This window comes from Enterococcus sp. DIV0901a, assembly GCF_051711525.1.
Classification (GTDB): Bacteria; Bacillota; Bacilli; order Lactobacillales; family Enterococcaceae; genus Enterococcus_B; species Enterococcus_B faecium.
This window is the reverse complement of record NZ_JBIOMW010000001.1, coordinates 1,170,689-1,195,200: the sequence shown is the minus strand read 5'-3', so window position 1 is coordinate 1,195,200 and position 24,512 is coordinate 1,170,689. Positions and strand designations below refer to the sequence as shown.

General features: G+C 39.4%; 24 protein-coding genes and 1 pseudogene. 3 read left to right on the top strand and 22 right to left on the bottom strand.

Annotated features, from left to right (window positions below; translation table 11 throughout):
- Window positions 1–8: 8 nt before the first annotated feature.
- From IGL70_RS05640 to IGL70_RS05565, 16 genes are all read right to left on the bottom strand, one after another.
- Window positions 9–2,189: a Tex family protein gene (locus tag IGL70_RS05640; RefSeq protein ID WP_104873814.1), complete on the bottom strand. Its 2,181-nt coding sequence runs from the start codon at window positions 2,187–2,189 to the stop codon at window positions 9–11.
- A gap of 143 nt (window positions 2,190–2,332) precedes the next feature.
- Window positions 2,333–3,064 (bottom strand): metallophosphoesterase family protein, encoded by a 732-nt coding sequence (locus IGL70_RS05635; RefSeq protein ID WP_002338777.1) that lies wholly within the window; start codon window positions 3,062–3,064, stop codon window positions 2,333–2,335.
- Window positions 3,065–3,132: 68 nt separating this feature from the next.
- Window positions 3,133–4,074, bottom strand: a complete 942-nt coding sequence (gene trhO, locus IGL70_RS05630) for an oxygen-dependent tRNA uridine(34) hydroxylase TrhO (protein WP_113792387.1) — start codon at window positions 4,072–4,074, stop codon at window positions 3,133–3,135.
- Between the two features lie 180 nt (window positions 4,075–4,254).
- A complete protein-coding gene (locus IGL70_RS05625; protein WP_002296407.1) occupies window positions 4,255–4,623 on the bottom strand; it encodes a lactoylglutathione lyase in 369 nt (122 codons plus the stop codon).
- Window positions 4,624–4,988: 365 nt separating this feature from the next.
- Window positions 4,989–6,380 carry an L-cystine transporter gene (locus IGL70_RS05620; protein WP_002295194.1) on the bottom strand — a complete coding sequence of 464 codons (1,392 nt, stop codon included), beginning with the start codon at window positions 6,378–6,380 and terminating at the stop codon, window positions 4,989–4,991.
- 212 nt (window positions 6,381–6,592) lie between these two features.
- Window positions 6,593–6,979, bottom strand: a complete 387-nt coding sequence (locus tag IGL70_RS05615) for a DUF1149 family protein (RefSeq protein ID WP_002291995.1) — start codon at window positions 6,977–6,979, stop codon at window positions 6,593–6,595.
- Between the two features lie 55 nt (window positions 6,980–7,034).
- Window positions 7,035–7,658, bottom strand: a complete 624-nt coding sequence (locus IGL70_RS05610) for an HAD-IA family hydrolase (RefSeq protein ID WP_002295196.1) — start codon at window positions 7,656–7,658, stop codon at window positions 7,035–7,037.
- 62 nt (window positions 7,659–7,720) lie between these two features.
- Window positions 7,721–8,389 (bottom strand): 2,3-bisphosphoglycerate-dependent phosphoglycerate mutase, encoded by a 669-nt coding sequence (locus IGL70_RS05605; protein WP_002324009.1) that lies wholly within the window; start codon window positions 8,387–8,389, stop codon window positions 7,721–7,723.
- A gap of 11 nt (window positions 8,390–8,400) precedes the next feature.
- Window positions 8,401–8,841 carry a hypothetical protein gene (locus tag IGL70_RS05600; protein ID WP_002324957.1) on the bottom strand — a complete coding sequence of 147 codons (441 nt, stop codon included), beginning with the start codon at window positions 8,839–8,841 and terminating at the stop codon, window positions 8,401–8,403.
- Window positions 8,842–8,899: 58 nt separating this feature from the next.
- Window positions 8,900–9,571, bottom strand: a complete 672-nt coding sequence (locus tag IGL70_RS05595; protein ID WP_002295199.1) for a transcriptional regulator — start codon at window positions 9,569–9,571, stop codon at window positions 8,900–8,902.
- 184 nt (window positions 9,572–9,755) lie between these two features.
- Window positions 9,756–10,154 carry a P-II family nitrogen regulator gene (locus tag IGL70_RS05590; protein WP_002331417.1) on the bottom strand — a complete coding sequence of 133 codons (399 nt, stop codon included), beginning with the start codon at window positions 10,152–10,154 and terminating at the stop codon, window positions 9,756–9,758.
- Complete coding sequence (locus IGL70_RS05585; RefSeq protein WP_002324958.1) at window positions 10,151–10,924, bottom strand: DUF1538 domain-containing protein; 774 nt, start codon at window positions 10,922–10,924, stop codon at window positions 10,151–10,153. Before IGL70_RS05585 ends, IGL70_RS05590 begins: the two co-directional genes overlap by 4 nt.
- On the bottom strand, window positions 10,921–11,604 hold the full coding sequence (locus tag IGL70_RS05580; protein ID WP_002296409.1) for a DUF1538 domain-containing protein: 684 nt from the start codon (window positions 11,602–11,604) through the stop codon (window positions 10,921–10,923). Before IGL70_RS05580 ends, IGL70_RS05585 begins: the two co-directional genes overlap by 4 nt.
- 166 nt (window positions 11,605–11,770) lie before the next feature.
- The gene (locus tag IGL70_RS05575) at window positions 11,771–12,658 is read right to left on the bottom strand and encodes a carbohydrate ABC transporter permease (protein ID WP_081156647.1); all 888 of its coding nucleotides are present in this window, start codon (window positions 12,656–12,658) and stop codon (window positions 11,771–11,773) included.
- Entirely contained in the window at window positions 12,655–13,524 is an 870-nt protein-coding gene (locus IGL70_RS05570) for a carbohydrate ABC transporter permease (protein WP_002289132.1), read from the bottom strand. Before IGL70_RS05570 ends, IGL70_RS05575 begins: the two co-directional genes overlap by 4 nt.
- A gap of 136 nt (window positions 13,525–13,660) precedes the next feature.
- The gene (locus IGL70_RS05565; protein ID WP_002324961.1) at window positions 13,661–14,947 is read right to left on the bottom strand and encodes an ABC transporter substrate-binding protein; all 1,287 of its coding nucleotides are present in this window, start codon (window positions 14,945–14,947) and stop codon (window positions 13,661–13,663) included.
- Window positions 14,948–15,219: 272 nt separating this feature from the next.
- Between IGL70_RS05565 and IGL70_RS05560 the strand changes: the two are divergent.
- From IGL70_RS05560 to IGL70_RS05550, 3 genes and pseudogenes are all read left to right on the top strand, one after another.
- Window positions 15,220–15,480, top strand: a pseudogene (locus IGL70_RS05560) (response regulator); the annotation flags it as partial.
- A 318-nt stretch (window positions 15,481–15,798) separates the two neighbouring features.
- Window positions 15,799–16,728: a helix-turn-helix domain-containing protein gene (locus IGL70_RS05555; protein ID WP_025479560.1), complete on the top strand. Its 930-nt coding sequence runs from the start codon at window positions 15,799–15,801 to the stop codon at window positions 16,726–16,728.
- The gene (locus tag IGL70_RS05550) at window positions 16,725–18,461 is read left to right on the top strand and encodes a cache domain-containing sensor histidine kinase (RefSeq protein WP_104857688.1); all 1,737 of its coding nucleotides are present in this window, start codon (window positions 16,725–16,727) and stop codon (window positions 18,459–18,461) included. Before IGL70_RS05555 ends, IGL70_RS05550 begins: the two co-directional genes overlap by 4 nt.
- Before the next feature lie 62 nt (window positions 18,462–18,523).
- Here the strand turns inward: IGL70_RS05550 and pheA are convergent, their stop codons facing one another.
- The 6 genes from pheA to aroB are packed head-to-tail and all read right to left on the bottom strand — an operon-like array spanning window position 18,524 to window position 24,507.
- Window positions 18,524–19,360 (bottom strand): prephenate dehydratase, encoded by an 837-nt coding sequence (gene pheA, locus IGL70_RS05545; protein ID WP_104873816.1) that lies wholly within the window; start codon window positions 19,358–19,360, stop codon window positions 18,524–18,526.
- On the bottom strand, window positions 19,357–19,866 hold the full coding sequence (locus tag IGL70_RS05540) for a shikimate kinase (protein ID WP_002295213.1): 510 nt from the start codon (window positions 19,864–19,866) through the stop codon (window positions 19,357–19,359). The genes pheA and IGL70_RS05540 overlap by 4 nt, the downstream gene beginning before the upstream one ends.
- Complete coding sequence (aroA, locus tag IGL70_RS05535; RefSeq protein ID WP_104873817.1) at window positions 19,859–21,154, bottom strand: 3-phosphoshikimate 1-carboxyvinyltransferase; 1,296 nt, start codon at window positions 21,152–21,154, stop codon at window positions 19,859–19,861. The genes IGL70_RS05540 and aroA overlap by 8 nt, the downstream gene beginning before the upstream one ends.
- Before the next feature lie 12 nt (window positions 21,155–21,166).
- Complete coding sequence (locus IGL70_RS05530; RefSeq protein WP_002324968.1) at window positions 21,167–22,258, bottom strand: prephenate dehydrogenase; 1,092 nt, start codon at window positions 22,256–22,258, stop codon at window positions 21,167–21,169.
- 16 nt (window positions 22,259–22,274) lie between these two features.
- On the bottom strand, window positions 22,275–23,441 hold the full coding sequence (aroC, locus tag IGL70_RS05525; protein WP_002295218.1) for a chorismate synthase: 1,167 nt from the start codon (window positions 23,439–23,441) through the stop codon (window positions 22,275–22,277).
- A gap of 1 nt (window position 23,442) precedes the next feature.
- Window positions 23,443–24,507 carry a 3-dehydroquinate synthase gene (gene aroB / locus IGL70_RS05520; protein ID WP_086324724.1) on the bottom strand — a complete coding sequence of 355 codons (1,065 nt, stop codon included), beginning with the start codon at window positions 24,505–24,507 and terminating at the stop codon, window positions 23,443–23,445.
- Between the last annotated feature and the right edge of the window lie 5 nt (window positions 24,508–24,512).

Sequence of the window (24,512 nt, the reverse complement as noted above, 5' to 3'; positions counted from 1 at the left end):
CCTCATTGTTACTCTTCATAAGGGGAAAGCATCATCAAACTGATTCTGCCTTTTTTCGTATCGACTTGTTCTATCCAAACTGTTACGATATCTCCTACTGACACGACATCTGTAGGATGCTTGACGAATTTTTTGCTGAGTTTCGATATATGGACAAGTCCGTCTTGCTTCACACCGATATCAACAAATGCGCCGAAGTCAATGACATTACGGACCGTTCCAGTCAATTCCATCCCTGGTTTCAAGTCTTCCATACTCAATACATCTGTACGTAATAAGGGCGCTGGCATCTCATCACGCATATCTCGTCCAGGTTGTGTCAGCCCAGCTAAAATATCGGCTAACGTTTCTTCTCCGACTGATAGGCTTTCAGCCAGTTTCTCTACGGATAATCGTGTCAATTTTTCTACTGCTTCTTCTGTACCAAGCTCTTTTTCTGAAAGTTGGACTGAAGTTAATATTTCTTTTGCAATAGAATAGCTTTCGGGATGGATACCTGTGTTGTCCAAAATGTTTTTCCCACCAGGGACTCGCAAGAATCCGATTGCTTGTTCATATGCTTTTGGTCCTAAGCGTGGCACTTTTTTCAATTGAGTTCGTGCGGTGAATTCTCCGTTTTCTTCACGATAAATGACAATGTTTTGGGCAGTTGTTTTATTCAATCCTGATATATGCTGCAAGAGCTGCGGGCTTGCTGTATTCACATCCACGCCTACTTGGTTAACCGCTGTTTCCACAACAAAATCCAATTGTTCAGCCAAACGTTTTTGAGAAACGTCATGTTGGTACTGGCCTACTCCGACAGCTTTAGGATCGATTTTGACTAATTCAGCTAAAGGATCTTGCAGGCGACGGGCAATAGAAACAGCACTTCTTTCTTCAACTTGTAGATGCGGAAATTCTTTTCGTGCAATTTCGCTAGCGGAGTAAACAGAAGCGCCTGCTTCGTTGACGATAGCGTAATAGGTTTTATGGTCGGCGGATTTCAACTGCTCAGCCACAAAAAGTTCAGATTCCCTACTGGCTGTACCATTTCCGATAGCTACCATATCTACTTGATATTTATTAATTAATTGGATAAAAGCTGGTCCAGCAGCTTCTCTTTTTGCTTGCGCTGCAGGTTTATGAGGATAAATAACTTCGATTGCTAAAACTTTCCCTGTCGCATCTACGACTGCTAGTTTACATCCAGTACGATAAGCCGGATCAAATCCCAGGACAACTTTACCTTTTAGTGGCGGTTGCAACAAAAGATTACGGAGGTTTTCGCCGAAAATAGCGATTGCTTGCTCATCTGCCTTTTCAGTCAATTCATTGCGCAGTTCTCGCTCGATTGCTGGCTGAATAAAGCGTTTATAACTATCCTGATAGGCTTCTCTGACGAATGAAGAAGAAGGAGAGGCAGGATTTTTGACTATTTGGCGATCCAAGTAAGCTAAAATTGCTGCTTCATCTACTTGAAGGAATACTTTCAGAATATCTTCTTTTTCTCCACGATTAGTAGCTAATATTCGATGAGAAACCATTTTATGGACGGGTTCTGCAAAGTCATAATACATTTCATATACGCCTTTTTCATCTGCTTGCTCATCCTTGACATTGCTGACATACATACCTTTGTTATACGTATAAGACCGAATCCAAGTCCGAAATTTTGCATTATCGCTGACTTGTTCAGCAATAATCTCATGAGCACCGTGCAACGCTTCTTCGGCAGAAGAAACTTCTTTTTCTTTGTCAATATATTTTTCTGCTTCAGATTGCACCTCTCCATCTGTAAGCTGCATCAGCCACTTTGCGAGTGGTTCAAGTCCTTTTTCTTTAGCAATCGTTGCTTTTGTCCGTCGTTTTTGTTTGTATGGACGATACAAATCTTCCACTTGTTGCATTTTCACGGCTTGGGTGATTTCTGCTTCTAACTCGGGAGTCAGTTTCCCTTGTTCATCGATTAGCCGAATCACTTCAGTTTTACGTTTTTCTAAGTTTTCAAGATATGCATACCGCTCTTCGATTTCACGAATCTGGACTTCATCAAGACTTCCAGTCATTTCTTTTCGGTAACGCGCGATAAAAGGAACAGTGTTTCCTTCATTTAACAAATTAAGTACAGTAGTCAGCTGCTTGGGACGATAGTCTGAAAGCTCTTTTTGTACAAGCTGAATGATCGTCTGGTTCAAATTTTCCGTCATTAAAATGCCTCTTTTCTGCTAAAAATTGCTTCTTTATTCTATCATACTTTTTATCCTGGGTTAAACTACTGAAAGAAACAATATTCTCTATACAAATAAAAAGAGCCGCAACAAAGTCACAGCTCCTTCATTCTTTCCATTAGTCAGATTCCATGCCAAGGTCCTTCGTTGTTCTGATATTCAATGTCTTGAAGAATACCTTCCTTGTCAAAAACAACCCCATGCAATGACCCTCCAAATACAGCTCCACCGTCCATGCCGATTTTATGATCATGGATCCAGAGGTCTGTTGTCTGCATATCTCCATGGAGCATTGGTGTAATCGTATGTCCAAATACGATTGTCTTACCTGTATTGTTTTTCCCTTCATGAAATGGTTCCCTTATCCAAATAAAGTCTCTTGGACTTGTCTTACGCCAGTCTTTCTTTGTCAAATCCACACCGGCATGGACAAAAAGATAATTTTCCCATTCATAATACAAGGGGCGCTGGACTAAAAATTTAATCAGTTCTGAATATCTCGATTGGATCATCATCGAAATTTCAGTTGGGGAGTATTCCTCCGATGCCCCTGGGTGAAGCAGGCTTTCAAACGTTTCTTTTCCACCATTTCTCATATAAGGCGCATACCAGTCCTCCGGTGATTGCAAAAATTGCAAAAAATATTCTTCATGGTTTCCCCGGAGGTAAATGGCTCCTGTTTCTTCGACTAATTGCTTTCCTAATAAAAAACATTCTTTTGTACGAGGACCTCGATCATTGAGATCCCCTAATAAAACAAGCTGATGGATCTTTGGATCATAATAGTGAATAAGTTTTTCAAAAAGCTCATATTTGCCATGGACATCCCCAATAGCATAAAGTAATGATTTCATATAGATCACCATCCTCAACGCTAGTATAGCGCATATTGGAAATGGTCGACAATCAAAACTATTGTTTTCTATTTACTTAAAGCTGTAAACCGCAGTTCTGCTTCTTCTGGAGAGATTCCATGGTCTTGAACATAGCGATTGCGCGGATGTTTCGCACACTCTATGCTACATGCTCCTAAATGTTTTTCTTCATTTTCAATGGAAGCAAGAATCTGACGATTGCACTCAGGATTGCTACAATTGATATATCGTTCACATGGTGTTCCGTCAAACCAGTCGCGACCGACGATTTGTTTATCTACTTGGTTGATATCGACAGCGATCCGTTCATCAAACACATACATCTTGCCGTCCCATAATTCTCCTTGGACTTCAGGATCCTTACCATAAGTAGCAATACCGCCATGCAGCTGTCCGACATCTTTGAATCCTTCACGGACAAGCCAACCAGAAAACTTCTCGCAACGAATGCCACCAGTACAGTAGGTCACTACCCGTTTTTCCATAAATTCTTCTTTGTGCTCGCGGATCCAGTCTGGAAGCTCTCGAAAACTGCGTATATCTGGGCGTACAGCCCCTCGAAAATGTCCCAAGTCATATTCATAATCATTCCGTGCATCAATCACCACTGTCTGTTCATCTAAAATAGCTTCTTTAAATTCTTGCGGTGAAAGATAAGCACCTGTCACTTGGTTTGGATCAATGTCCTCTTCTAGCTTTAAACTTACAAGCTCTGGACGGTATCTTACAAACATCTTCTTAAAGGCATGTCCTTCGCTTGGATCGATCTTGAACATCGTATCAGCAAATCGAGGATCAGCTTTCATTGCTTCCATATAGACAGTTGTGTTTTCAACGGTTCCAGACACAGTACCATTTATTCCTTCTTCAGCTACTAGAATACGACCTTTAAGATCCAAAGATTTGCAAAAGGCTAAATGATTTTTGGCAAATTCCTCTGGTTCTTCGATTTTTGTATAATTGTAATAAAGCAGTACTTGATAATCCATGTATTTCTTCCTTCCTTCTTTTCGTTCCTAAACATTATAAAGAAGGCGTTCGCATTTGACGATTTATTTGCTTGTGTATAATTACGCATGGAAAGTTTTTTTGTTTACATAATATTATTATTTGAATTAAAAAGACTTCGCTTTCCTGTTTCGCACAGAAAAACAAAGTCTTTATTTCTATTATTTACCTGTAACCGCAAAGTAGTTGCCATCGGGATCAGCAAAGTTAAAGACATATTCTTCTCCAAGCTGTACCATATCACCTAATGTGACTGATTGCGTCTGCATTTTTTTATATAGTCCAAAGATATCTTTACTGTAAAACATCAAAGATGGGGCACTAGTAGCTGTGCCAGGTGAATGGGACTCAACAAATGCTCGATCATATAACAGAAATGAGGTTTGACTATCCTCAACTCCTACTTCAATTATAAGCGTCCCATCCATTTCTTGACGATCTTTTTCTGCAAAGCCAACTGCTCTCCAAAACGTTGCATTTTTTTCTACATCGTCCACATAAAGCATGATTTTTATTTCATTCGTAAACATCTGTTTCCTCCTAAACGATCTGTTCTAACATTCTCAACTTTGTCAGTTTACCATAGGAAAATGGGAAAATCTACGAAAGCTCTCAACAGAATCGTCCTACTTAAATACGCTTTTCTTTAATAATAAATAAGTTGGTTGTTTTTGTTATTTACGCTTTCACTTTTCGGAATAAATAATGTGTATTTATATGGAATAAATAAAAAAAGAGGTCGTGACTAAAAACAAGTCACAACCTCTGGTAAACGGTGTTCTCCTGACAACTCCTCGGTCACAAGACACAATATTCAACAAACATGAGAAACTATTTTTAGGAAACTTCTTCTTATTTCTTAAAGCTGACCACTTCTATCACAACCTCTTTTTGACTATGCATTCACATCGATCACTTTAGAATCATCATTGATGACATCGCGATCTAAATCTTTGATGCGTGCACTTGTCACGATACCAGCTACCATGCTACCGCTGACGTTTACTGCTGTACGTGCCATATCGATTAATGGTTCAACAGAGATAACTAACCCAACGATTGCTACTGGCAAGTTCATTGCCCCTAAAACGATCAGTGAAGCAAATGTTGCGCCCCCACCGACTCCAGCTACACCAAAAGAACTGATTGTTACAATTGCCACAAGCATCAAAATAAATTCCAAACTAAAGACATTCACTCCAGCTGCTGGTGCGACGATCGTTGCCAACATAGCTGGATAAACGCCAGCACAGCCGTTTTGTCCAATAGACAAACCAAAACTTGCTGAGAAATTAGCTGTTGCATCATCTACTCCTAAAGCTTTTGTCTGAGTCTCGATATTCAATGGCAAAGCTCCAGCACTTGAACGTGAAGTAAACGCAAAGCTCAATACCGGAAAGGCTTTTTTGAAATAGTTGATTGGATTGACTTTTGCACCAATCAAAATCAGTGAGTGGACAATCAAAACAGCAAGCAATGCTACGTAAGAAGCAACGACAAATTTACCTAAATTGACGATAGCTGCAAAATCACTTGTTGCCAAAACGTTTGTCATCAAAGCAAATACTCCATAAGGTGTCAAACGCAAAACAAGCGTCACGATCCGCATAATGATTTTATACAGACTGTCGACTAAATCTGAAAAGAATGCTGCTTCTTTTGGCGCTTTTCTTTTCACGCCTAGATAAGCGATTCCGACAAATGCCGCGAAAATAACGACTCCAATCGTACTTGTTGCACGACTACCTGCTAAATCAGCAAATACGTTTTTAGGGATAAAGGATAAAATCTGCTGTGGAATCGATAAGTTTTCAACTGTTTCCTGACGTGTTGCCAGTTCAGAGATTCGTGCTGTTTCTGCAGCTCCTTGTGTGAATTTAGCTCCTTGGAGTCCGAACAGCATTGTTGAACCAATTCCGATCAATGCTGCAATAGCTGTTGTTCCAAGTAAAGAAGTCAATACAGTCGCACTAATTTTCCCTAGCTTTTCAGAAACTTTCATTTTTGTGAATGCACCAATGATCGAAATAAACACTAAAGGCATAACTAGCATTTGCAAGAATGATACATATCCTTGACCTACAATCCCGATCCATTCCATTGATTGAGTAACGACTTTGTCGTCTACACCAAAGATCAATTGAAGCAGACCGCCAAAGACGATACCAACTCCTAATGCTGTAAAGACGCGTGTTGAAAATTTTGTATGGCGCTTTTGCATACGATAGAACACATATAATAATGCCGCAAAAACTAGAACCACTAAAACTGTGATGAGTGTTGTCATTTTTCTCCTCCTCATATTATTAATGACAAGTCCATCGAAGGAAGTAAAGGTTCCCGAGAATGATTCTTCAACCATCCTCCTGAAAAAATTTTTTTCAGTGACTTTTATATTTTAGACGATTTTTATCGAAATGACATTCTTTTTGCTTACAATTAGTAATAAAAAAACATACCTGTGATAGCTTTAATCTATCGCAGGTATGTTTTTACTGTCTATTCTTGTTTTTCTGATTGAAAATTCAATTTTACCCCAGGCTGATCTAAGGCGATCTCTGTCACCTCATAAGACATTCGGCGTACGATATCGAATAACGGTGCTACTAGCTCGTCCACTTCTTCTTGTGTGACATCATTTTGACCTTCAATTTTCCGATTGAGGATATGATTGATCTGACTCACACTTCCAGATAAAACATATGTATCAAACACTAAACGGAACTCTAAGCGTGCTCCTACGATGCTATGTTCTTTCGGATAGTTTTCGATCGTTTCTTTTAAAGGCGAGAAGCCTACTTTCAAATCTGTTTCTACTTCTTGGTTCGGCAATCTCATATCATAATGAAATGCTTCTACAACTTCTTTTTGTCTTCTGATTTCCATATAATTTTATCACTCCTTTATGAAAATTATAACATATCTCCTTTGAAAGGGGATACTACTTTTTAATGATGCTCTGCAAGGTAAGGATTTCATTCAGATTTCCTACCACATAATCTGCCGGGATCTCACCCAGAAAATGATCGATGTCGTAAAGACAAGTAGCGACTCCTGCATTTTTCCCTGCTTCGATATCTAAACGACGATCGCCGATCATCATCGTGTCTGTTCTTTCTAAATGAAAAGTATCGATCAAATAATTTAAAGATGCTGGATCAGGTTTACGAGGAAAGTCCTGATCGATCCCTACTACTTCCTCAATCAGATGTGCCAATCGATGTTCTTTTAACAGGCCCCATGTTGATTCTGTCAAACGGTGGGTCAGGATGAAATGACGACCGCCGTTGTCTTTTAGCATTTCCAGTACTTGTTTCGTTTCTGGAAATGGACGGGAAACTTCCGTACTTTCTTTTTCATATCGGTGAAATAATTCATTAAACTCTCTGGCATTCAAGTTTGATTCATTGATCAAATAACTAGTAGAATACTTTTTCATTTTGAAGTAGATTTCTTTTTTGTCCATACTGATACCAAAATCTTTTAGTGCTTGCCATGCACCATCTACCATTGCGGGATACGTATCAAACAATGTACCATCAAAGTCCCATATATAATTTTTCATGTTCCTTTTGTTCCATTCCTTTGCTTCTTTTTTCTATCTCTCACTTTAGATAAAGGTGTTCTTTAAAGTATTTTTTTGTCCAGAATTGTCAAATCATCTGCTAATGTATACTGGATTGGTTGTGCATTTGGGATATCGATCGTATCCATTTGATCTTCAGGAACATCTTCTAAATATTTTGTCAGTGCTCGGATGCTATTACCATGACCCACAACTAGTAAATCTTGCCGATCTTTTAGTTTTGGTGCTAGATGATCTTGCCATAAGGGAATGATCCGATTCACTGTCATTTCCAGACTTTCTCCGTATGGGATCAAATGCGGGTCCAAGTGATCATATCTGCGGTCAAATCTATTTTCTGCGGTTAACGGCGGAACTTCCGTATATCCTCTGCGCCATTTTTTTACTTGATCTTTTCCGTATATTTCTTTCATCTTATCTTTGTTTTTACCCACAAGATCCCCATAATGCCGTTCATTTAGACGCCATGTTTTTATTATAGGAAGCCATAACTGACCCATTTCTTCTAGTGCGACTTGTCCGGTAAGAATCGCACGTTTCAAAACAGAGGTATAAACGGCATCGAATTGAAGGCCAGCTTCAAGCATTTTTTGACCGGCTACTGCTGCTTGTTCTTTTCCTTTTTCTGTTAAGGCGACATCTAGCCATCCTGTCCAGTAATTTTCAAAATTTGCTTCGCTTTCGCCATGACGTAATAATACTAATTTCATTCTTTTCTCCCTTAAACATTCGTTTCGAATTTTATACCACATGTTTTGCATGTCACGCGTATTCGTCCTTTTCCTTTAGGTGCACGCTGCTTTTGATGACAATTCGGGCACTCAAAAAAAGTATAACTTTTTCGATCCATTTTAGCTTGCTTTTTGTTTGTTATCTGATGATATTTTTCTTTGACTCTATCAAGATATTTCAAATAACGTTGATTCTCATTTAGTCTGGGGTAGATTTTTTTTGATAGGAAACGAAATATCATCCATCCGAAAAAGACGATGAACAACAATTGTCCGATTCTATAGGGCAACCAACGACTTAGCAAACTAAAGACAAGCGCAGCAATCAATAGACCGCGATTCAACTGATCAAATTTCGCATATCTTCCCTGCATAAGTTTGTGATAGTTCTGCTGAAATCGTATTAGCCTTTCTAACCATGTTTGCATCATATTATCTCCTCCATCATCTAATATTTATTATGACAAAAAAATCCAAAAAGAAAAAGCCTTAATTGGCCTTTTCCATTGCAACTTGGTGAAGGACATTCCGATTTCTGGTAAAGTCAATCACAATCACTTTCTTTTTATCTTCTCTGTTGACTACTCGAAATGTGTCCGTCAATGGAAGAAATAGCTTCTTAGATGGTAGCTGTTGCATACGTATAAAACGATGGATCATCGTAATCAATTGAGGAAATTGAATAGACGTGTGAAGCAGACCTGGATATTTTTTCAACAGCTGTGTCGTTTTGATCAGATTCCGTTTTTTACTGATCACTTTTAAAAAGCTTTTTAGAATCTTTTGCTGACGTCTAAAAATAGAAAAAGAATTTTCGTCATCTATTTGATAACGCATTTGTTTTTGCAGTTCTGCTGCAGTCAGATGGATCTTCCCATCGTTTGTATCGATCATTAAACCTTCTGGAAACAGTTCAACCACTGCTCGATCCCAAGATTCAAGAGAAAGCTCGATATAATCTTTTACTGGTAATTCCAATTCTACCTTAAAAAAGTGCAAAACAGCCGACAGCCCTTCTGCTTGATAGATTTCTCCTAATGTTAGCCCCTCTAGATGGAACTCTGGTGAAAAATGCAGCAATGTTTTATTTTCCTGCAATTGAACATATAGAAATGTAGATCGCTCAATCAGAGTATCTTTTAAAACAACTAAAAAATTCATTTTTCTCCCCCTTTTTTCATCATTTTTAAAATAGCATATTTTGAAAAGAAAGTCTGATGCTTAGAGTAGAATTTCATAAAAATTTACTATTTCATAAGTATTCACGAGAAAAATACAAACAAAAAAGCGGAAATAACGCTCATCCGCCTTCTTGTTTATGTTTATTTCCTCTTCAAACGCTTGTCTATGATTCAGACTTTTCTCTATCTTTATTTTCATCTAAAAGTTCTTGCATTCCGATAATTTCTCGATATTGATGAATCTTAGTGATACCAATGACTTTGTCTACATCAATACTAAAACAAATACCATTACCTGGAATATCGATGTTGATGCCTTGACCAATCGCATCCATTACTTTATTCGTCAAACTATCGGGTACTAATGTCAACACAATATCTTTTTCTGGCGAAATGTCCAAACCTAAAAATTTCCCTGAATCATGTACACCAGAACCTCTTCCATGTAAGATCGTTCCGCCTGCTGCACCTGCTTCTTTTGAAAAGTCGATAACATCTTCGCCCGTTCCTCCGTCAACGATCGTCACAATCATGTGAAGATTCAATGCTACAAGATCTTTCATTTGCTTTCCCCCAATTTTTGCAATCTTTCTTTTTCGATTCTGTCTTTTTCATCTTTTCGTTTATAAATATATCCTAGTACTAAAGTGGATAATATTGGTGTCAATGCAATCATTGCAACCACACCAAACCCGTCAATGATCGGATCTCTTCCCTCAATTTGTGCAGCGATCGCCACGCTCATTGATAAAATAAATGTCGAACACATCGGACCCGTTGCTACTCCACCGTTGTCAAAAGCCATTGCTAAAAAGATCTTGTCCACTTTTCGTCCTAAAATAAATGCTAGCCCATATCCTGGGATCAAGAAATAATAAAGAGAGAATCCGACGAGCAAACGCCACATAGACAACCCTACTGCTGCGCCAATCCCAATCGAAATCACCATCAGCATGACTTTCGACCGGATCCTTCCTTCACTCAATTCTTCAACCTGTTTGACCATTACATGAATCGCCGGCTCAGCAAACCCTACTAAGAACCCCATTAAAAAGCCAAGGGGAACCAGTATATAATTGTAAGGCAATCCCGCAATAGCACTGCCTAAATGCTGTCCTACCGGTACATAAGCCATATTGACTCCGTGCAGGAAAAGGATCAACCCAATAGTCGTTATCAAGAAACCTTTCATAATGTCAAAGAAACGCTTTTTGCGCATACGAAAACTAATGATATTCATTAAAACAAATAGGATTACGATAGGTGCCACTGCCAAAATGACTTCCATGGTAACGATTTCGATTCCATCTATCACTTGCTGCCAGAAACTCATTGGAAGATCACCCCCAAAATCATCACGGCAAGAATCGGCCCTAACGAAGCAATACCGACCATTCCAAAACTGTCATTTTCATTTTTCTTTTGTTTGATCATGCTAGTCATCCCTCCGGCAAGGGCCAAAATAAACGGAACAGTTACTGGACCAGTAGTTACTCCGCCCGAATCAAAAGCAATCGGCATAAATTCGGAACTGGTGAAAAATGAGGCGATCAAAACGCCTATGTAGCCTATAGCCATCAATTGATAATAGGATAGCTTGAATACGACCCGAAGTAGCGCAAAGGCTAAAAATACTCCAGTGCCGACGCTGACGATCCCAATCAGCAACACTCTGCCAATCTCTCCGTCAGATATATCATATACTTGTTGTCCCAAAACTTGCACGGAAGGTTCAGCAATCGTGATCACGATCCCGATAGCAAATCCCAAACTGACCAAAACAGTCAAACTTTTCTTTTTGATCATATATTTCCCTACTAGATCTCCGACTTCCATCATAGAATAATCTGCTCCAAACAAAAAGAGCGTCATTCCGATCATCATGATTGCCGCACCAACCAGAAATGAAGCGAGGTCTTCTCCTTCTAACGGTGCAAAAACAAACGTTAAAATGACAATCAGGACAGTCATCGGCAATATAGCAGCAATCACTTCTTTAAAATTTTTTAGCATGTATCCTCCTCCTTTACTCTTTAAGTTTACCTTAAAATGAAAGAGTTTTCGAGCACAAACTTAAAACGTTATCATTTAATTTTTCTCAACATAAAATAACACGCGTTCCAAAAGTATCTTTTTACTTGGAAAAATGACTTTGAAGGAACGCGCTTATTGTGTTTTTTTATTTTACAGAGCCGATCATTCCTTGAACGAATTGCTTTTGCAAAACAAAAAATACGATGGCAGTTGGTAAAGTAGCGATGACTAATCCAGCCATGATCATTCCATAGTCTGGTGTATAGGAAGCACCCATAGCAGATAAAACAAGCGGAACCGTCCGTTTATCAGGAGATTGCAAAGCTACTAAGGGCCATAAATAATTGTTCCAGCTACTCATGAATGTGATGATTGCAGCCGCGGCATAGGTATTTTTAGCCGTCGGCATATACACTCTAAAAAAAATACTTAGTTCTTTTAGACCGTCTAATCGAGCGGCTTCTACTAGATCTTTTGGAAAAGATTTAACATTTTGTCGAAAGAAGAAGATCAAAAAAGCAGTGCTAACAGATGGCAGGATGACAACCAAGAAACTGTTGATTCCCAAAACCGTTCCGTTCAATTGTGAAAACATTCGATACAAAGGGATCATCAATGCCGCAAAAGGAACCATCATCGATAGCAGTAGAATATTGAAAATTAGGTCTTTTCGTTTACTTTGATAAATCACAAATCCATATCCTGCCATTGACGAAATCAGCAATGCAAACACAGTGGTCACCAAAGCGATCATCGCTGAATTCCAAAGGGAACGAGTAAAATTCAGCTCATTGGAAAACAAATTTTGAAAATTGATGATCAAGTTACTGCCAATCTTTATTTTTCCCGATGTGATATCCACGGGTGTATTCGTCATTCCCAAAACCATCCAGACAAAAGGGAAAATGGAAATAAATGATAGGATGCTTAATGCTGTATACTTTAATACTGACCCAATTGTCGAACGAAGTTCTAATGCTTGTTTTTTGACGTTGGGGCGTTCGATTGTTTCTTTTTCTACCATATTTTTCATCGACTTTCTCCTCCTACTTTCGTTTGGATTATCGACAATATCACAATAAAGGAAACAATAACAAAGGAAACTGCTGCCGCATATCCAAAATTAGGCGTGAATTTATAACTCAAATTATAGATGTATTGAGATAGGGTGGTCGTTGCATTTGCTGGTCCCCCGCCAGTAATATTTTGTACTTCATCAAAAAGCTGCAATGTCCCGATCGTCGAAGTAATGGAAGTAAACAAAATGATTGGTTTTAAATTTGGGATCGTCACTTTGATAAACTGCTGCCATTTAGAAGCACCGTCAATAGATGCTGCTTCATAAATCTCCGAATCAATATTTTGCATGCCTGAAAGGAAAAAAATCATATTGTATCCAGTCCAACGCCAAGTGATCGAAAGAATGATCAGAACTCTCGCCCAAATTGGATGAGTCAACCAGCCAATCGGTGTGTCAATCATACCAATGCCCAACAACAAGTTGTTTACAAGGCCAGATTGAGAAAATAGACTTTTCATGATCAGAGAATAACTGACCATCGAAGTGATACATGGAAGAAAGATAGCGGTTCGAAACAACCCTTTATATTTCAACTTTTTATCATTTAAAAGGTTGGAAATAAAAAGTGCTAGAAACAACATGATCGGTACTTGTACAAGTAAATACAGGAATGTATTAAAAAAAGCTTTTTTAAAAGTTGCATCTGTCAACATCCGCTGATAATTACCTAACCCGTTAAATGTCATATTGACAGGGGGACCACTTTGAAAAGACGTGATCAAAGCCAAAACCATCGGAATAAAAACCATGATTGATATCAAAATGACTGGCAAGATTAAAAAAGCATGCCCGTTTTTGAATAAATCTTTCTGCTTCATTCTTTTCCCTCCAATTCTATCATTGATTATCTACATGAAAAGACAAGAAAGACAACATCTGTAAGGCAGACGTGATCTTTTTTGTCTTTTCGTTTGTCTGATGAAAAAGCGAAGAAATTCACTTTTTTACCACCGATCAATTAGCCAATTGTGCTTCTACTTGTTTTTGTGTATCTGCTAGTACCTTGTCTGTCTCTTCTCCATTGATGATTCGATGAAGAGCTTCAGCTACGACTGCTTCAATTGCATAGGTCTCATGTCCGTAATTCACTTCTGGTATTTCAGATGTCCATGTTGAAAAATCGTCAAAGATCTTTTGACCACTGTAAAATTCAGAAGCTTCTTGATAAGCTTCTTGTTCATTCGCGCTAAGCATCGTAGATACTAGTCCGATTTCTTTCGCAAGAGTGCCCATCAGTTCTTCATTCGAAGCAAACGTTGCTTCTAGGAAATCTTTCGCTGAATCTTCTCCAGCTACTCCTTTGATCACATACCAGCCAGCGCCGCCAAGGTTAGAAGCTTGCGCTTTTTGCAGATTTTCTGGAAGTGCAGGTATTGGTGCAATCTTCCATTTTCCAGATTGGTTTTCTGCTCCTTGGATCGTTGAAGAATACCAAGCGCCAGTTGGGCTAGAAGCTACTGCTCCTGATTGTATCGCAGTTACTCCAGCATTCCAGTCAGAGGTTTGTTCGACTAGATCTTCTTTCAAAAGAGTGGCAAACAATTCAAGACCATACTTTAAAGATGCATTGTCTTGAATCGTGACTGTCTCCCCATCTTCAGATGTATACCATTCTCCTGCCTGTTGCATAATCATCCTTACTCGACCAAGGTCAGAAGGATTGACTTCAGCGATTTTCTTTCCCGTCTTTTCTTTGACATCTCGCGCTACTTGAATATACTCGTCCCATTTTAGATTATCCATATCCTCTTCTGTATAACCTGCTTCTGCCATCAGATCCGTACGATAGAAGTTTGCTGTTACGCCCGAATCGAAAGGAACACCGTATATTTTATCTCCTACTTTGTTTACCGCAAATTTATACGGTGCAAAATGATCTTCCTTTACAATAGCAGACAAATCAGCGAATGCATCTGGATAAGAAGTCAAATAGCCTTGTATCCTATAATCTTCAATCAAGACGATATTGGGCAATCCTTCTGTATTCCCGCTCGCTAAAGCGGTGTTCAGTTTCTGAACGATATCATCCTGAGACATCGTAACAACTTCTATCTCTGTTTCTTCGTTCTCATAAACTTTTTTTGCTTCATTCACTGCTTTGATATTGAATGTCTCATCCCACGCCCAGACAGTGACTTTTTCTTCGTTGTCTGCTGTACTACTAGCACTTCCGCATCCTGTTAAGAAACCTGATGCTGCCGCTAAACAAACGACTCCAGCAATTAACTTTCTGATGTTCATTTTTATCCGCTCCTTTTCCATCCATTAGTTGTTTACGTTTGCTACATTCATCATACCAAAATTTGAAAACGGTTTCTTTATTATTCAGATACTTCAAAAATTTCTCCTAAAATAATAAAAAAATACAAATCAACTATGACAAAAGGAATAATCTTAGCATCTAGACCAAAGATCGAAATGGTGAGGTTTCTTTAAAATAAAAATATCCTTGCATTTTCTCCTAGAAATAAGTATTTTTAAATTACAAGACTATTCTTAAGGCGGGTAAAAAAATGCCAATACGCGTAATTCTTATCGATGATGAACAGACGATTTTAGATGGAATGAAACAGTTGATCAATTGGTCTGAGCACGGGTTTCAATTAATAGGGACTTTTTCCAGCCCATTGAAAGCGCTTGATTTTTCTTTGGTACATGCAATCGATATCGTGGTCACAGATGTAATGATGCCTGAATTAAATGGAATCGAATTATCGCGGCTATTAAAACAGCAACAACCTGAAACACAGATCCTTATCCTCTCTAGCTATGATGAATTTGATATGGTTAAAGATTCTTTTAAAGAAGGCGTCGCTGATTATCTTTTAAAGCCTCGATTGAGTCCTGATTTTTTTCTAAATTCCTTAACTGCCGTTTCACAAAAAATCAAAAAAAAGCCCAACAAAAGCCCAATCACCAATCGTTATGAGCAGATTTGCGAGAATCTTTCACAGCAGATTGCTGGACAAACTCGTCCATTGCTTGACCCTCTTCTTTTTGAACACACCCTGTTTTTTCTGTTATATACCGAAAAACGGCCATTCAGTTCAAAACAAGGCTCTAAACAAAAACAGTCGATCACCCATTCATTGATGGATAGCGACGATTCGTTTACTATTTATCCTGTTTCTACCTTTTCGGAAGAATCCGGCTATGTGATCAATACTGATTCCAAAGATACACTTAGGAAGTTTGTTCAAAAGTTTCGTCAAGAAGTTTTTCCAGGTGATTTTTTTGTTGTTTCTGATTCTTTTGCAATCCAAGATATCAATGAAATATTCCAAGAGATCAGAAATTGCACCAAAGGACAACGTTTCTATCATAAGGGAAAGAACCTTGCTTATCAGCATGAACTTCTTCCGTTATTAACCAACCACGAGCAGCAAGCAAGTAGTTATTTAACAAAAATCGTTCATAAAGACTACGCTTTAGCTATCAAAGAACTTGAGAATTTCTTCACGACGATATTGGAACAGCCTATTGATCCAGCTTATTTGAAACATGAGGCAATCAATCGTTTCTATGCATTACTCAACGCTTTGGCTGACGAGCATGTTGGGAATGAAGAACTTTCTTTGCTCAAGATCGCCCTTCCTTCTTTATTAGCCGATGCTGAGTATTTCGAAGATTTTTCTATTCTTGTCAAAGAAACACTTGAGAAACTCACCCACTTTTCTGCAAATGCAAAAAAAGACAATTTCGATATCTTGACTTTGATCTACGAGTTCGTCCAGGAAAATTATGAGAAAGAAATCAATTTACAACTTCTATCCGAAAAATATCATTTTTCATATAGCTATCTTTCAGCCATCTTTACTGAAAAATTTGGCATCAACTTTTCAAAATATCTAAAAAAAGTCCGTATCAGTAAAGCCAAGCTCTTTTTAACGGAAACACGGCTTACTTTGACGGAAATCTGTGAGAAAGTCGGCTATACCGAACTGGGTTATTTCTCCAGAGTTTTTAAAGAAGAGACAGGAATGACACCTTCTCAATACCGTAAAGGAACTTTTGTAAAATGAGAAAAAAAATCAAAGAGCATGAACTCTTTACCAAACTTCTGTTCATTTTGTTCATCGGTCTTTTTCTGCAAGCCATCGTCATCTCTTTGTTTATTTATCATCGATCAAGGGATGCCTATATCCAGCTGTTCAATCAATCGAATGATGTGGTACTAAAAAAGATTCAATCTGAATTTGAAAGTTTGAATGATACAATCGAGAATACATTAGCCGCTTTTGATTCTAATCCAGCTGTCGAAAGCTATTTTTCCAATGATCCAGCCCAACATATGGAACAGCTTCAGCAACTAAGAACAATCCAAAAAATGAATGACTCTCTTTCAAAAATCCATCCAATGATCGATTACGATATATTGATCTTTGGAGAAAATGGAAGAACTTTTGTCGGAAACGACATGCTCACTGCCGTATCTGCCGATTCTTTTTTTCAATCTGCGATTGCTCAGAGAGTGAATGAACGTGCTGCTGATACACAAATGCTTTTTGCACACCACGGATTGACTCTTCGCGATAAGAAAGCACCCAGCGTCTTCTTTGTCAAAAAACTGAAAAATACATTGAATCACGTTTACGGATATGCTGTTTTATCGATCTCATCCAAGCAACTAGCGAATCTTTTTCAATCTGTAGTAAATCCTGAGATATCGAAGATCTCCTTCATGAACGAAGAACAGACGATCATCGCATCAAATGAAGAAAATACAATTGGGAGCCGATCAATGATTTTCAAAAAACTAACAGTAGGTGAAACAACGATTTCAAATGGACAGCAGTTGACCCGTCTTCCTTTGTACCGCCAGGATTGTACATTACTCAGTCAAGTCGATCTTCATTCTTTGTCTAACCAAATGGGCGTGATTTTTCCGATTATTTTGTATAATATCGTGACACTTGCTTTTGCTGGCTCATTGGTATTTATGTATTTGGATCGACACACAAAATCGATCTACCGCTTGATTGATTCGCTAAAATGGCTAGAGGAAGATGGCTTAAAAGCTACTGTTCCTGTACAAGGAAGCCATGAAGTCCAATTGCTAGGGAATACGATCAATCAATTGCTAAGTAATGCGCAGCATCATTATGAACAGACGATCCAAGACGAAAAGAAGAAACGTTCGCTTGAAATCCAAACTATGCAAGCACAGATACAGCCCCATTTTATTTATAATACGCTGACTAGCTTGAAATTTTTGATTTGGCAGAAAAAAACAGATGAAGCAGTTCAAGGAATCGACAGTTTCATTACTTTACTAAGAAGTACGATTGGGAAAAAAGAAGAAGTGATTCCAGTCAAGGAAGAAATCAAAAGCGTACAAAGTTACATCGATCTTTTGAGTATGCGATATGGCGAAAGAATCTCGGCTAAAATAATGATTCCTGATGAACTGCAGTCATTATCTATGCCGAATATGATCCTTCAACCAATTATCGAAAACGCCTATCTTCATGCTTTTCACAATAAAACGCAAGGATTCATCACGGTGTACGGCAAAACAAAAAATCAGCTTCTTTTATTCGAAGTGATTGATAACGGCGATGGCTTCGATACTGAAAATACCAAACAAAAAAATGATCATTTTTCAGGAATCGGCATCAGCCATGTAGATGAGCGGATACGCCTAATGTATGGCGATGCATATGGCTTAACAATCCAATCAGTGATTGGGACAAGAACGACTGTAACGATTTGTCTACCGCTTCTTCCTAAAAATCAATCAGAATATCAAAAATAAAGAATAGCCAAGCGCTGATTTTTTTATTTTAAGTTAAATAAATCAATCAGTATTCTTGACTTTCATCTACGCGTCTCTTCTACTGTCAGCACTGGATAACAGCCCAATATTTGACTTTCTCCTCCGAGCATCTTGATTTCTTGGAGCGCATTCTCTACTAATGTCATTGGGCGGTCCAACAACAAATCGATCACGAAAAAATATTCTCCCAAGCTAGTTTTCAATGGTCGGGATTCAATCTTACTTAAGTTGATTTCCCGCCAGCTAAAAGTTGCCAGCATTTTATGAAGCATCCCTGGCCGATTAGCAGGTAGTGTCAAGATGACACTCATTTTTACTGGAGCTGACTGCTGGCTGGTCATCTTTCGGTCACCGACGATCCAAAAACGTGTCTGGTTCAACTCATTATCTTGGATATTCTCAGCTAAGATCTCCAATCCAACATGCTGTGCTGTTTCTAATGAAGCAATCGCTGCTGCGTCTTCTTTCGGATGTTCTGCTACATACATTGCTGCAGCAGTTGTTGATTCTGTTGCTACTAAAGGAACATTAGGATAATGCGTTTCTAAAAACTGTTGTGATTGTGCTAGTGCTTGTGGATGTGAAAGGATTTTTGTAATCTTTGTTGCTGGATTGCCTAAAAGCTGCTGCTTGATAGGAAGAACGATTTCACTTTTAACTTCGACTTCTGGATGTTTGGAAAGAAGATCGATTGTGTGATGAACAGATCCTTCCAATGAATTCTCTACAGGAACGACAGCCAGATCGACTTGTTTGCGAAACAAAGCGCGCAAACAAGCAGGGATGGAAGCATACGCAGTCAATTGTTCTGTAGGAAATAGCTGACAAGCCACCTGATAAGTGAATGAACTTTCTGGCCCTAGATAGCTGACGTTCATATGCTTTTGATCCTTTCTATAATGGTATCGATGATCTTTTCTGGTGTTTGATTGGTCGTGTTGATTCGATGTGTCGCACTTTCTTCATACCAAGAAAGTCGTTGTGCCAATAATGCTTTTATTTCTTCTCTTGTTTTTCCAAGAGCTAAAGGTCGAATAGACGTTTCATCTTGTTGGATACGATCAACTAGACAGTCCGCTTCTGCCTCTAAGTAAAGAACAATCGGCTGTGTTTTTAAAAAACGCCGATTTTCTGCACTTTGGACAATCCCTCCACCAGTCGCGATAATTTTGTCTTCATTTGACAGCTTTCTTAAAATATCTGACTCCACTTTTCGAAAGCTTTTTTCACCGTAATAGTGAAAATATTCGGCAATCGACAATTGGATATGTTCCTCAATCTTTGTATCTAAATCTACATACTCTTTTTGTAAACGTTGAGCTAACCCTTTACCGATTGTTGTTTTTCCAGCGCCCATGAAACCAATCAGCAAAATGCTAGCCATGAGCTTCTCCTCCTGACACAAGTTCTGCTAAATCGTCAAAAAATGCCGGATAAGAGATTGAAACAGCTTCAGCTCCTTCTAGTTCGCAAGGTCCATCAGCTATCAAAGCAGCTACTTGCAGCATCATACCGATTCGATGATCGCCTCTGCTGGACACTTTTGCGCCCTGCAGAGGTGTCGGCCCATGGATGATCAGACCGTCTGCTGTCGCTTTTATCTTTGCTCCCATTTTCTGTAATTCTTCTGCCACCGCATCAATTCTGTTGGATTCTTTTACTTTTAATTCTTCTGCGTCTTTGATGATCGTGATTCCTTCTGCTTGAGTAGCCACTAAAGCTAGAATGGGCAATTCATCAATCAGACGCGGAATGATTTCTCCACCAATCGTTGCTTTCTTCAAATGACTCGTCTTGACACTTAGATCAGCCGATTGGTTCTGTTCATTGTGATTCGTCTGGGTAATCGCTGCGCCCATCTCCTCCAGCACATCTAAGATACCGGTTCTTGTTGGATTGACCCCGACATTTTTTAACAACAGTTGGCTTTCCGGAACAAGAAGCCCTGCTGCTAGAAAGAAAGCAGCCGATGAAATATCGCCTGGAACAGTTATCTGTTGACCAGTTAATTTTTGTGGTCCTGTTACCGTGATTGTTTTACCTTCTACTGAGATCCTTCCGCCAAATTGACGAATCATTTCTTCCGTATGGTTACGGGAACGTTCTTTTTCAACGATTACGGATGTGCCTTCTGCTTGTAATGCCGCAAACAGCAAAGCAGATTTGACTTGCGCACTGGCTACAGGCATATTGTATCGGATAGGTGATAAAGAGTTGGTTCCTGTCACAGTGATTGGTAGATACTGCTCATTCTCTTTTCCTTGCAAGTCAGCGCCCATCTCGCGTAAAGGTTCCATCACTCGCCCCATTGGACGTTTAGACAACGAAGCATCCCCGAACAGAGTAGTCGTAAAAGGCTGTCCAGCCAAAATACCCATCAATAAACGTATGGTCGTACCGGAGTTTCCCATGTCGATTGATTCGGTTGGTTGGACAAATGAGTGGCTACCGCGACCATGAATCTTGATCACCTCTTCCTCTTCTTCGATCTCGACACTTAATTGTTGGAAGGCATGTAAAGTACTCAGACAATCTTCTGCGCGCAAAAAATTTTGTATAGTCGTCGTTCCTTCAGCAATTGCTCCAAACATGATGCTGCGATGGGAAATTGATTTATCTGCTGGTATCCTAACAGTCCCTCTTAATCCATGTATTTGTTGTAATAATTGCATTTATCCAGCCTCCTATTTGATCCAGCAATGATAACTGGTATTAGACATAATGATTCTTTTTGCTTGTAACAAATCCTGTTGGTTTTTAAAACTGATTTGCAGTATTCCTAAAATATCTTCCCTGGTCTCTTGGATCTTCAAATTAATCAAAGAAACTCCCGCTTTTCCGATCAGTCCAGTTACTTCTGCAATCACGCCAGGTTCATCTGGCACATCGATAAATAAATCAAAAAAGGCAGGAATCGCGCCTTGCTTATGGACAGGCAACTGGTCTCGACTTTCTTTTGCCCGATTGAAAAAAGAAAAGATTTCCGATTGGTTCTCAGTCATGATCCATTCTGCTATTTGTGTCATTTCTTGTTGCCAATCTGCCAATCGTTCCAATAATATCTGCTTATTGCTCAACAAAATATCTGTCCACATGACAGGATCTGAGGAAGCGATCCTAGTGATATCTCGAAAGCCTCCTGCTGCCAGTTGTTTGGCTCGCGGATATTCTTGATTGAATTGTTCTGCCTGATTGACTAAACCAGCTGCCAGAATATGTGGAAAATGACTTAGCATTCCTGTTATACGGTCATGTTCTCCTGCTGTAAGAGTTACATATTTTGCTTTGGTTCCGCAAAATAGTTCTTGCAGTTTTTCAACATCTTTTTTCGTCTTTTCCAAAGGTGTAAAGATGTAATAGGCATTTTCAAATAGTTTAGCATCTGCTGCCTGTATACCTGATTTATGAGAACCAGCCATTGGATGTCCACCGACAAACCGAAGATTTTTCTGCTCAGCAGATGTCACGACTTGCTGCTTCGTACTGCTGACATCCGTAATGATGACGTGATCAGACAAGTTGATTCTTTCAAGGACATCAAGATAAGCTAAGGTTGTACGGACGGGAACGGCTAATAAGATAACGTCTGCTTGTTCTGCACCTGTTTCAAAATCATTTGCAACGTAATCAACGATCTGCTGTTCTACTGCTTGCTCACGGGTTTTTGACTGACTATCCCAACCAACTACTATCAGTTCTGGATTGGTCTGACGAATACAAAGTGCCATAGAAGCACCAATCAGTCCAAGCCCCACGATAAAAACATGTTGTGCCATCTTATTTGCCCCCTTTTTAATAATGTTTCAAGTAGTCACGGTACTCCTTCACTGCAACTTTCAACTCAACAAGCGAATCACTTGGGAATTTTGACAATAGCTCTGTCGCTACAACAGTGGCTACAACATTTTCCGCAACGACGCTAGCTGCAGGAACTGCTGTACTATCCGAACGTTCTACACTTGCTTTGTAAGGTTCTTTTGTATCGATATCAACACTTTGAAGTGGCTTGTACAATGTAGGGATGGGTTTCATGACCCCGCGAATGACAAGTGGTTCGCCATTGGTCATTCCGCCTTCGAAGCCGCCTAGATTATTGGTACGTCGGAAATAGCCTCTTTCTTCTTCCCATAGGATCTCGTCCATCACTTCTGAGCCTGGTAATGAACCAGAAGTGAATCCGACCCCAAATTCTACGCCTTTAAAGGCATTGATACTAACCACAGCTTGTGCGATTTTGGCATCTAGCTTCGTGTCCCATTGTACGTAGCTTCCTAATCCAGCTGGAACGCCTCCAACGAGCACTTCTACAATTCCTCCGATCGTATCTCCATTTTTCTTTGTCTGATCGATCAAATCTTTTATTCTTTGCTCAACTGCTGGATCAACAACTCGTACTTCTGACGCTTCAGAAATTTCTTTGATTTCTTGAATGGAGATATTTCCAGGTATTTCTGCTTGGATTCCACCAAGACAAATCACGTGTCCTGCTACGATGATGTCAAGTTCTTCCAGAATTTTCTTGGCAATTGCGCCGATTGCTACACGCATGGTCGTCTCTCTTGCAGAGGACCGTTCAAGCACATTCCGAAGATCTCGATGATGGTATTTCATACCGCCTACCAAATCCGCGTGTCCTGGACGCGGACGTGCAACTCGCCGCAGTGATTGGTCTTTTTCAGGCACTTCTGCTACAGACATGACAGTTGTCCAATTTTTCCAATCTTTATTTTCTACCACTAAAGTGACAGGTGAACCAATTGTTTTGCCGTGACGGATGCCAGACGTGATCCGAACACGATCTTTTTCGATCTTCATCCTTCCTCCTCTGCCGTAACCAGCTTGTCTGCGAGCGAGTTCATGATTGATTTCTTCTTCTGACAGAGGTAATCCTGCTGGTAGTCCTTCAATAATCGCTGTTAATTCTGGTCCATGGGATTCTCCCGCAGTCATATAACGCATCTTACAGTCCTCCTAAGTAATCTTTGAATGTCTCGGTGGGAACAGGAACGATTTTTGCTTGCCCAATCTTTTCTAGCAAGATGATATTCAATTGGCTTCCTCTTGCTTTCTTATCATGGGTTATCGCGTGGAATAATTCATCTGGATGACTTAGATCGTACGTAATCGGCAGATGGAATTTTTGAAGTATCCTTTCTAAAGCAGCTGTCGTTCCAGTTGGAGACAAGCCGATTTTTTCTGCATGAGAAGTGATGGCTACCATTCCAATAGCTACTCCTTCTCCATGACTGACTACCCCATATCCTGCTGTATTTTCAATTGCATGGCCAATTGTATGACCAAAATTTAAAATAAGTCGATTTCCTTGGTCAAAGACATCTTCTTCCACTACTTTTCGTTTGATTTCCAACGTAGCAGTAATGATTGGAACAGCATGTTCCAGAAGATCTTTTTCGTCTTTCAGCTCGTTCAGCTGTTTCCAAAGCGTTGCATCTGCTATAGCTGCTGATTTGATGATTTCAGCGATTCCTTCTCGTAAACGACGTACCGGCAAAGTTTTTAGAACCTCCGGATCAATCAATACACCAGCTGGCTGGCTAAATGTTCCGACAAGGTTTTTCGCTTTGTTTGTATTGACTGCTGTCTTCCCGCCAATACTAGAATCTACTTGTGCAAGTAGCGTAGTCGGAATTTGAACGAAATGGATCCCACGCATGAACGTCGAGGCCACGAATGCGGCTAGATCACCCACCATTCCTCCACCAAGTGCAAGTATCCCATCGCTGCGGGTAAAATCATTATCTGCTAAAAAATCGTATAACTCAGCTGCTTGTTCTAAAGATTTACTGGTCTCACCCGCCGGTACGATTGAAAGGACTGGTTCAAAATTAGCTTGTCTCAATTGGAACATGATTTTTTCTGCATATAGTGGAGCAACGTTTGTATCAGTGATCACAGCTACTTTTTGAGGTCTCCAAATCGTTTGAAGCCATGATCCAGCCTGTTCTAGTGCGCCTTTTTCAATATGAATATCGTATTTTTGGTTATCAACATGTACAGTAAGCATTCGTT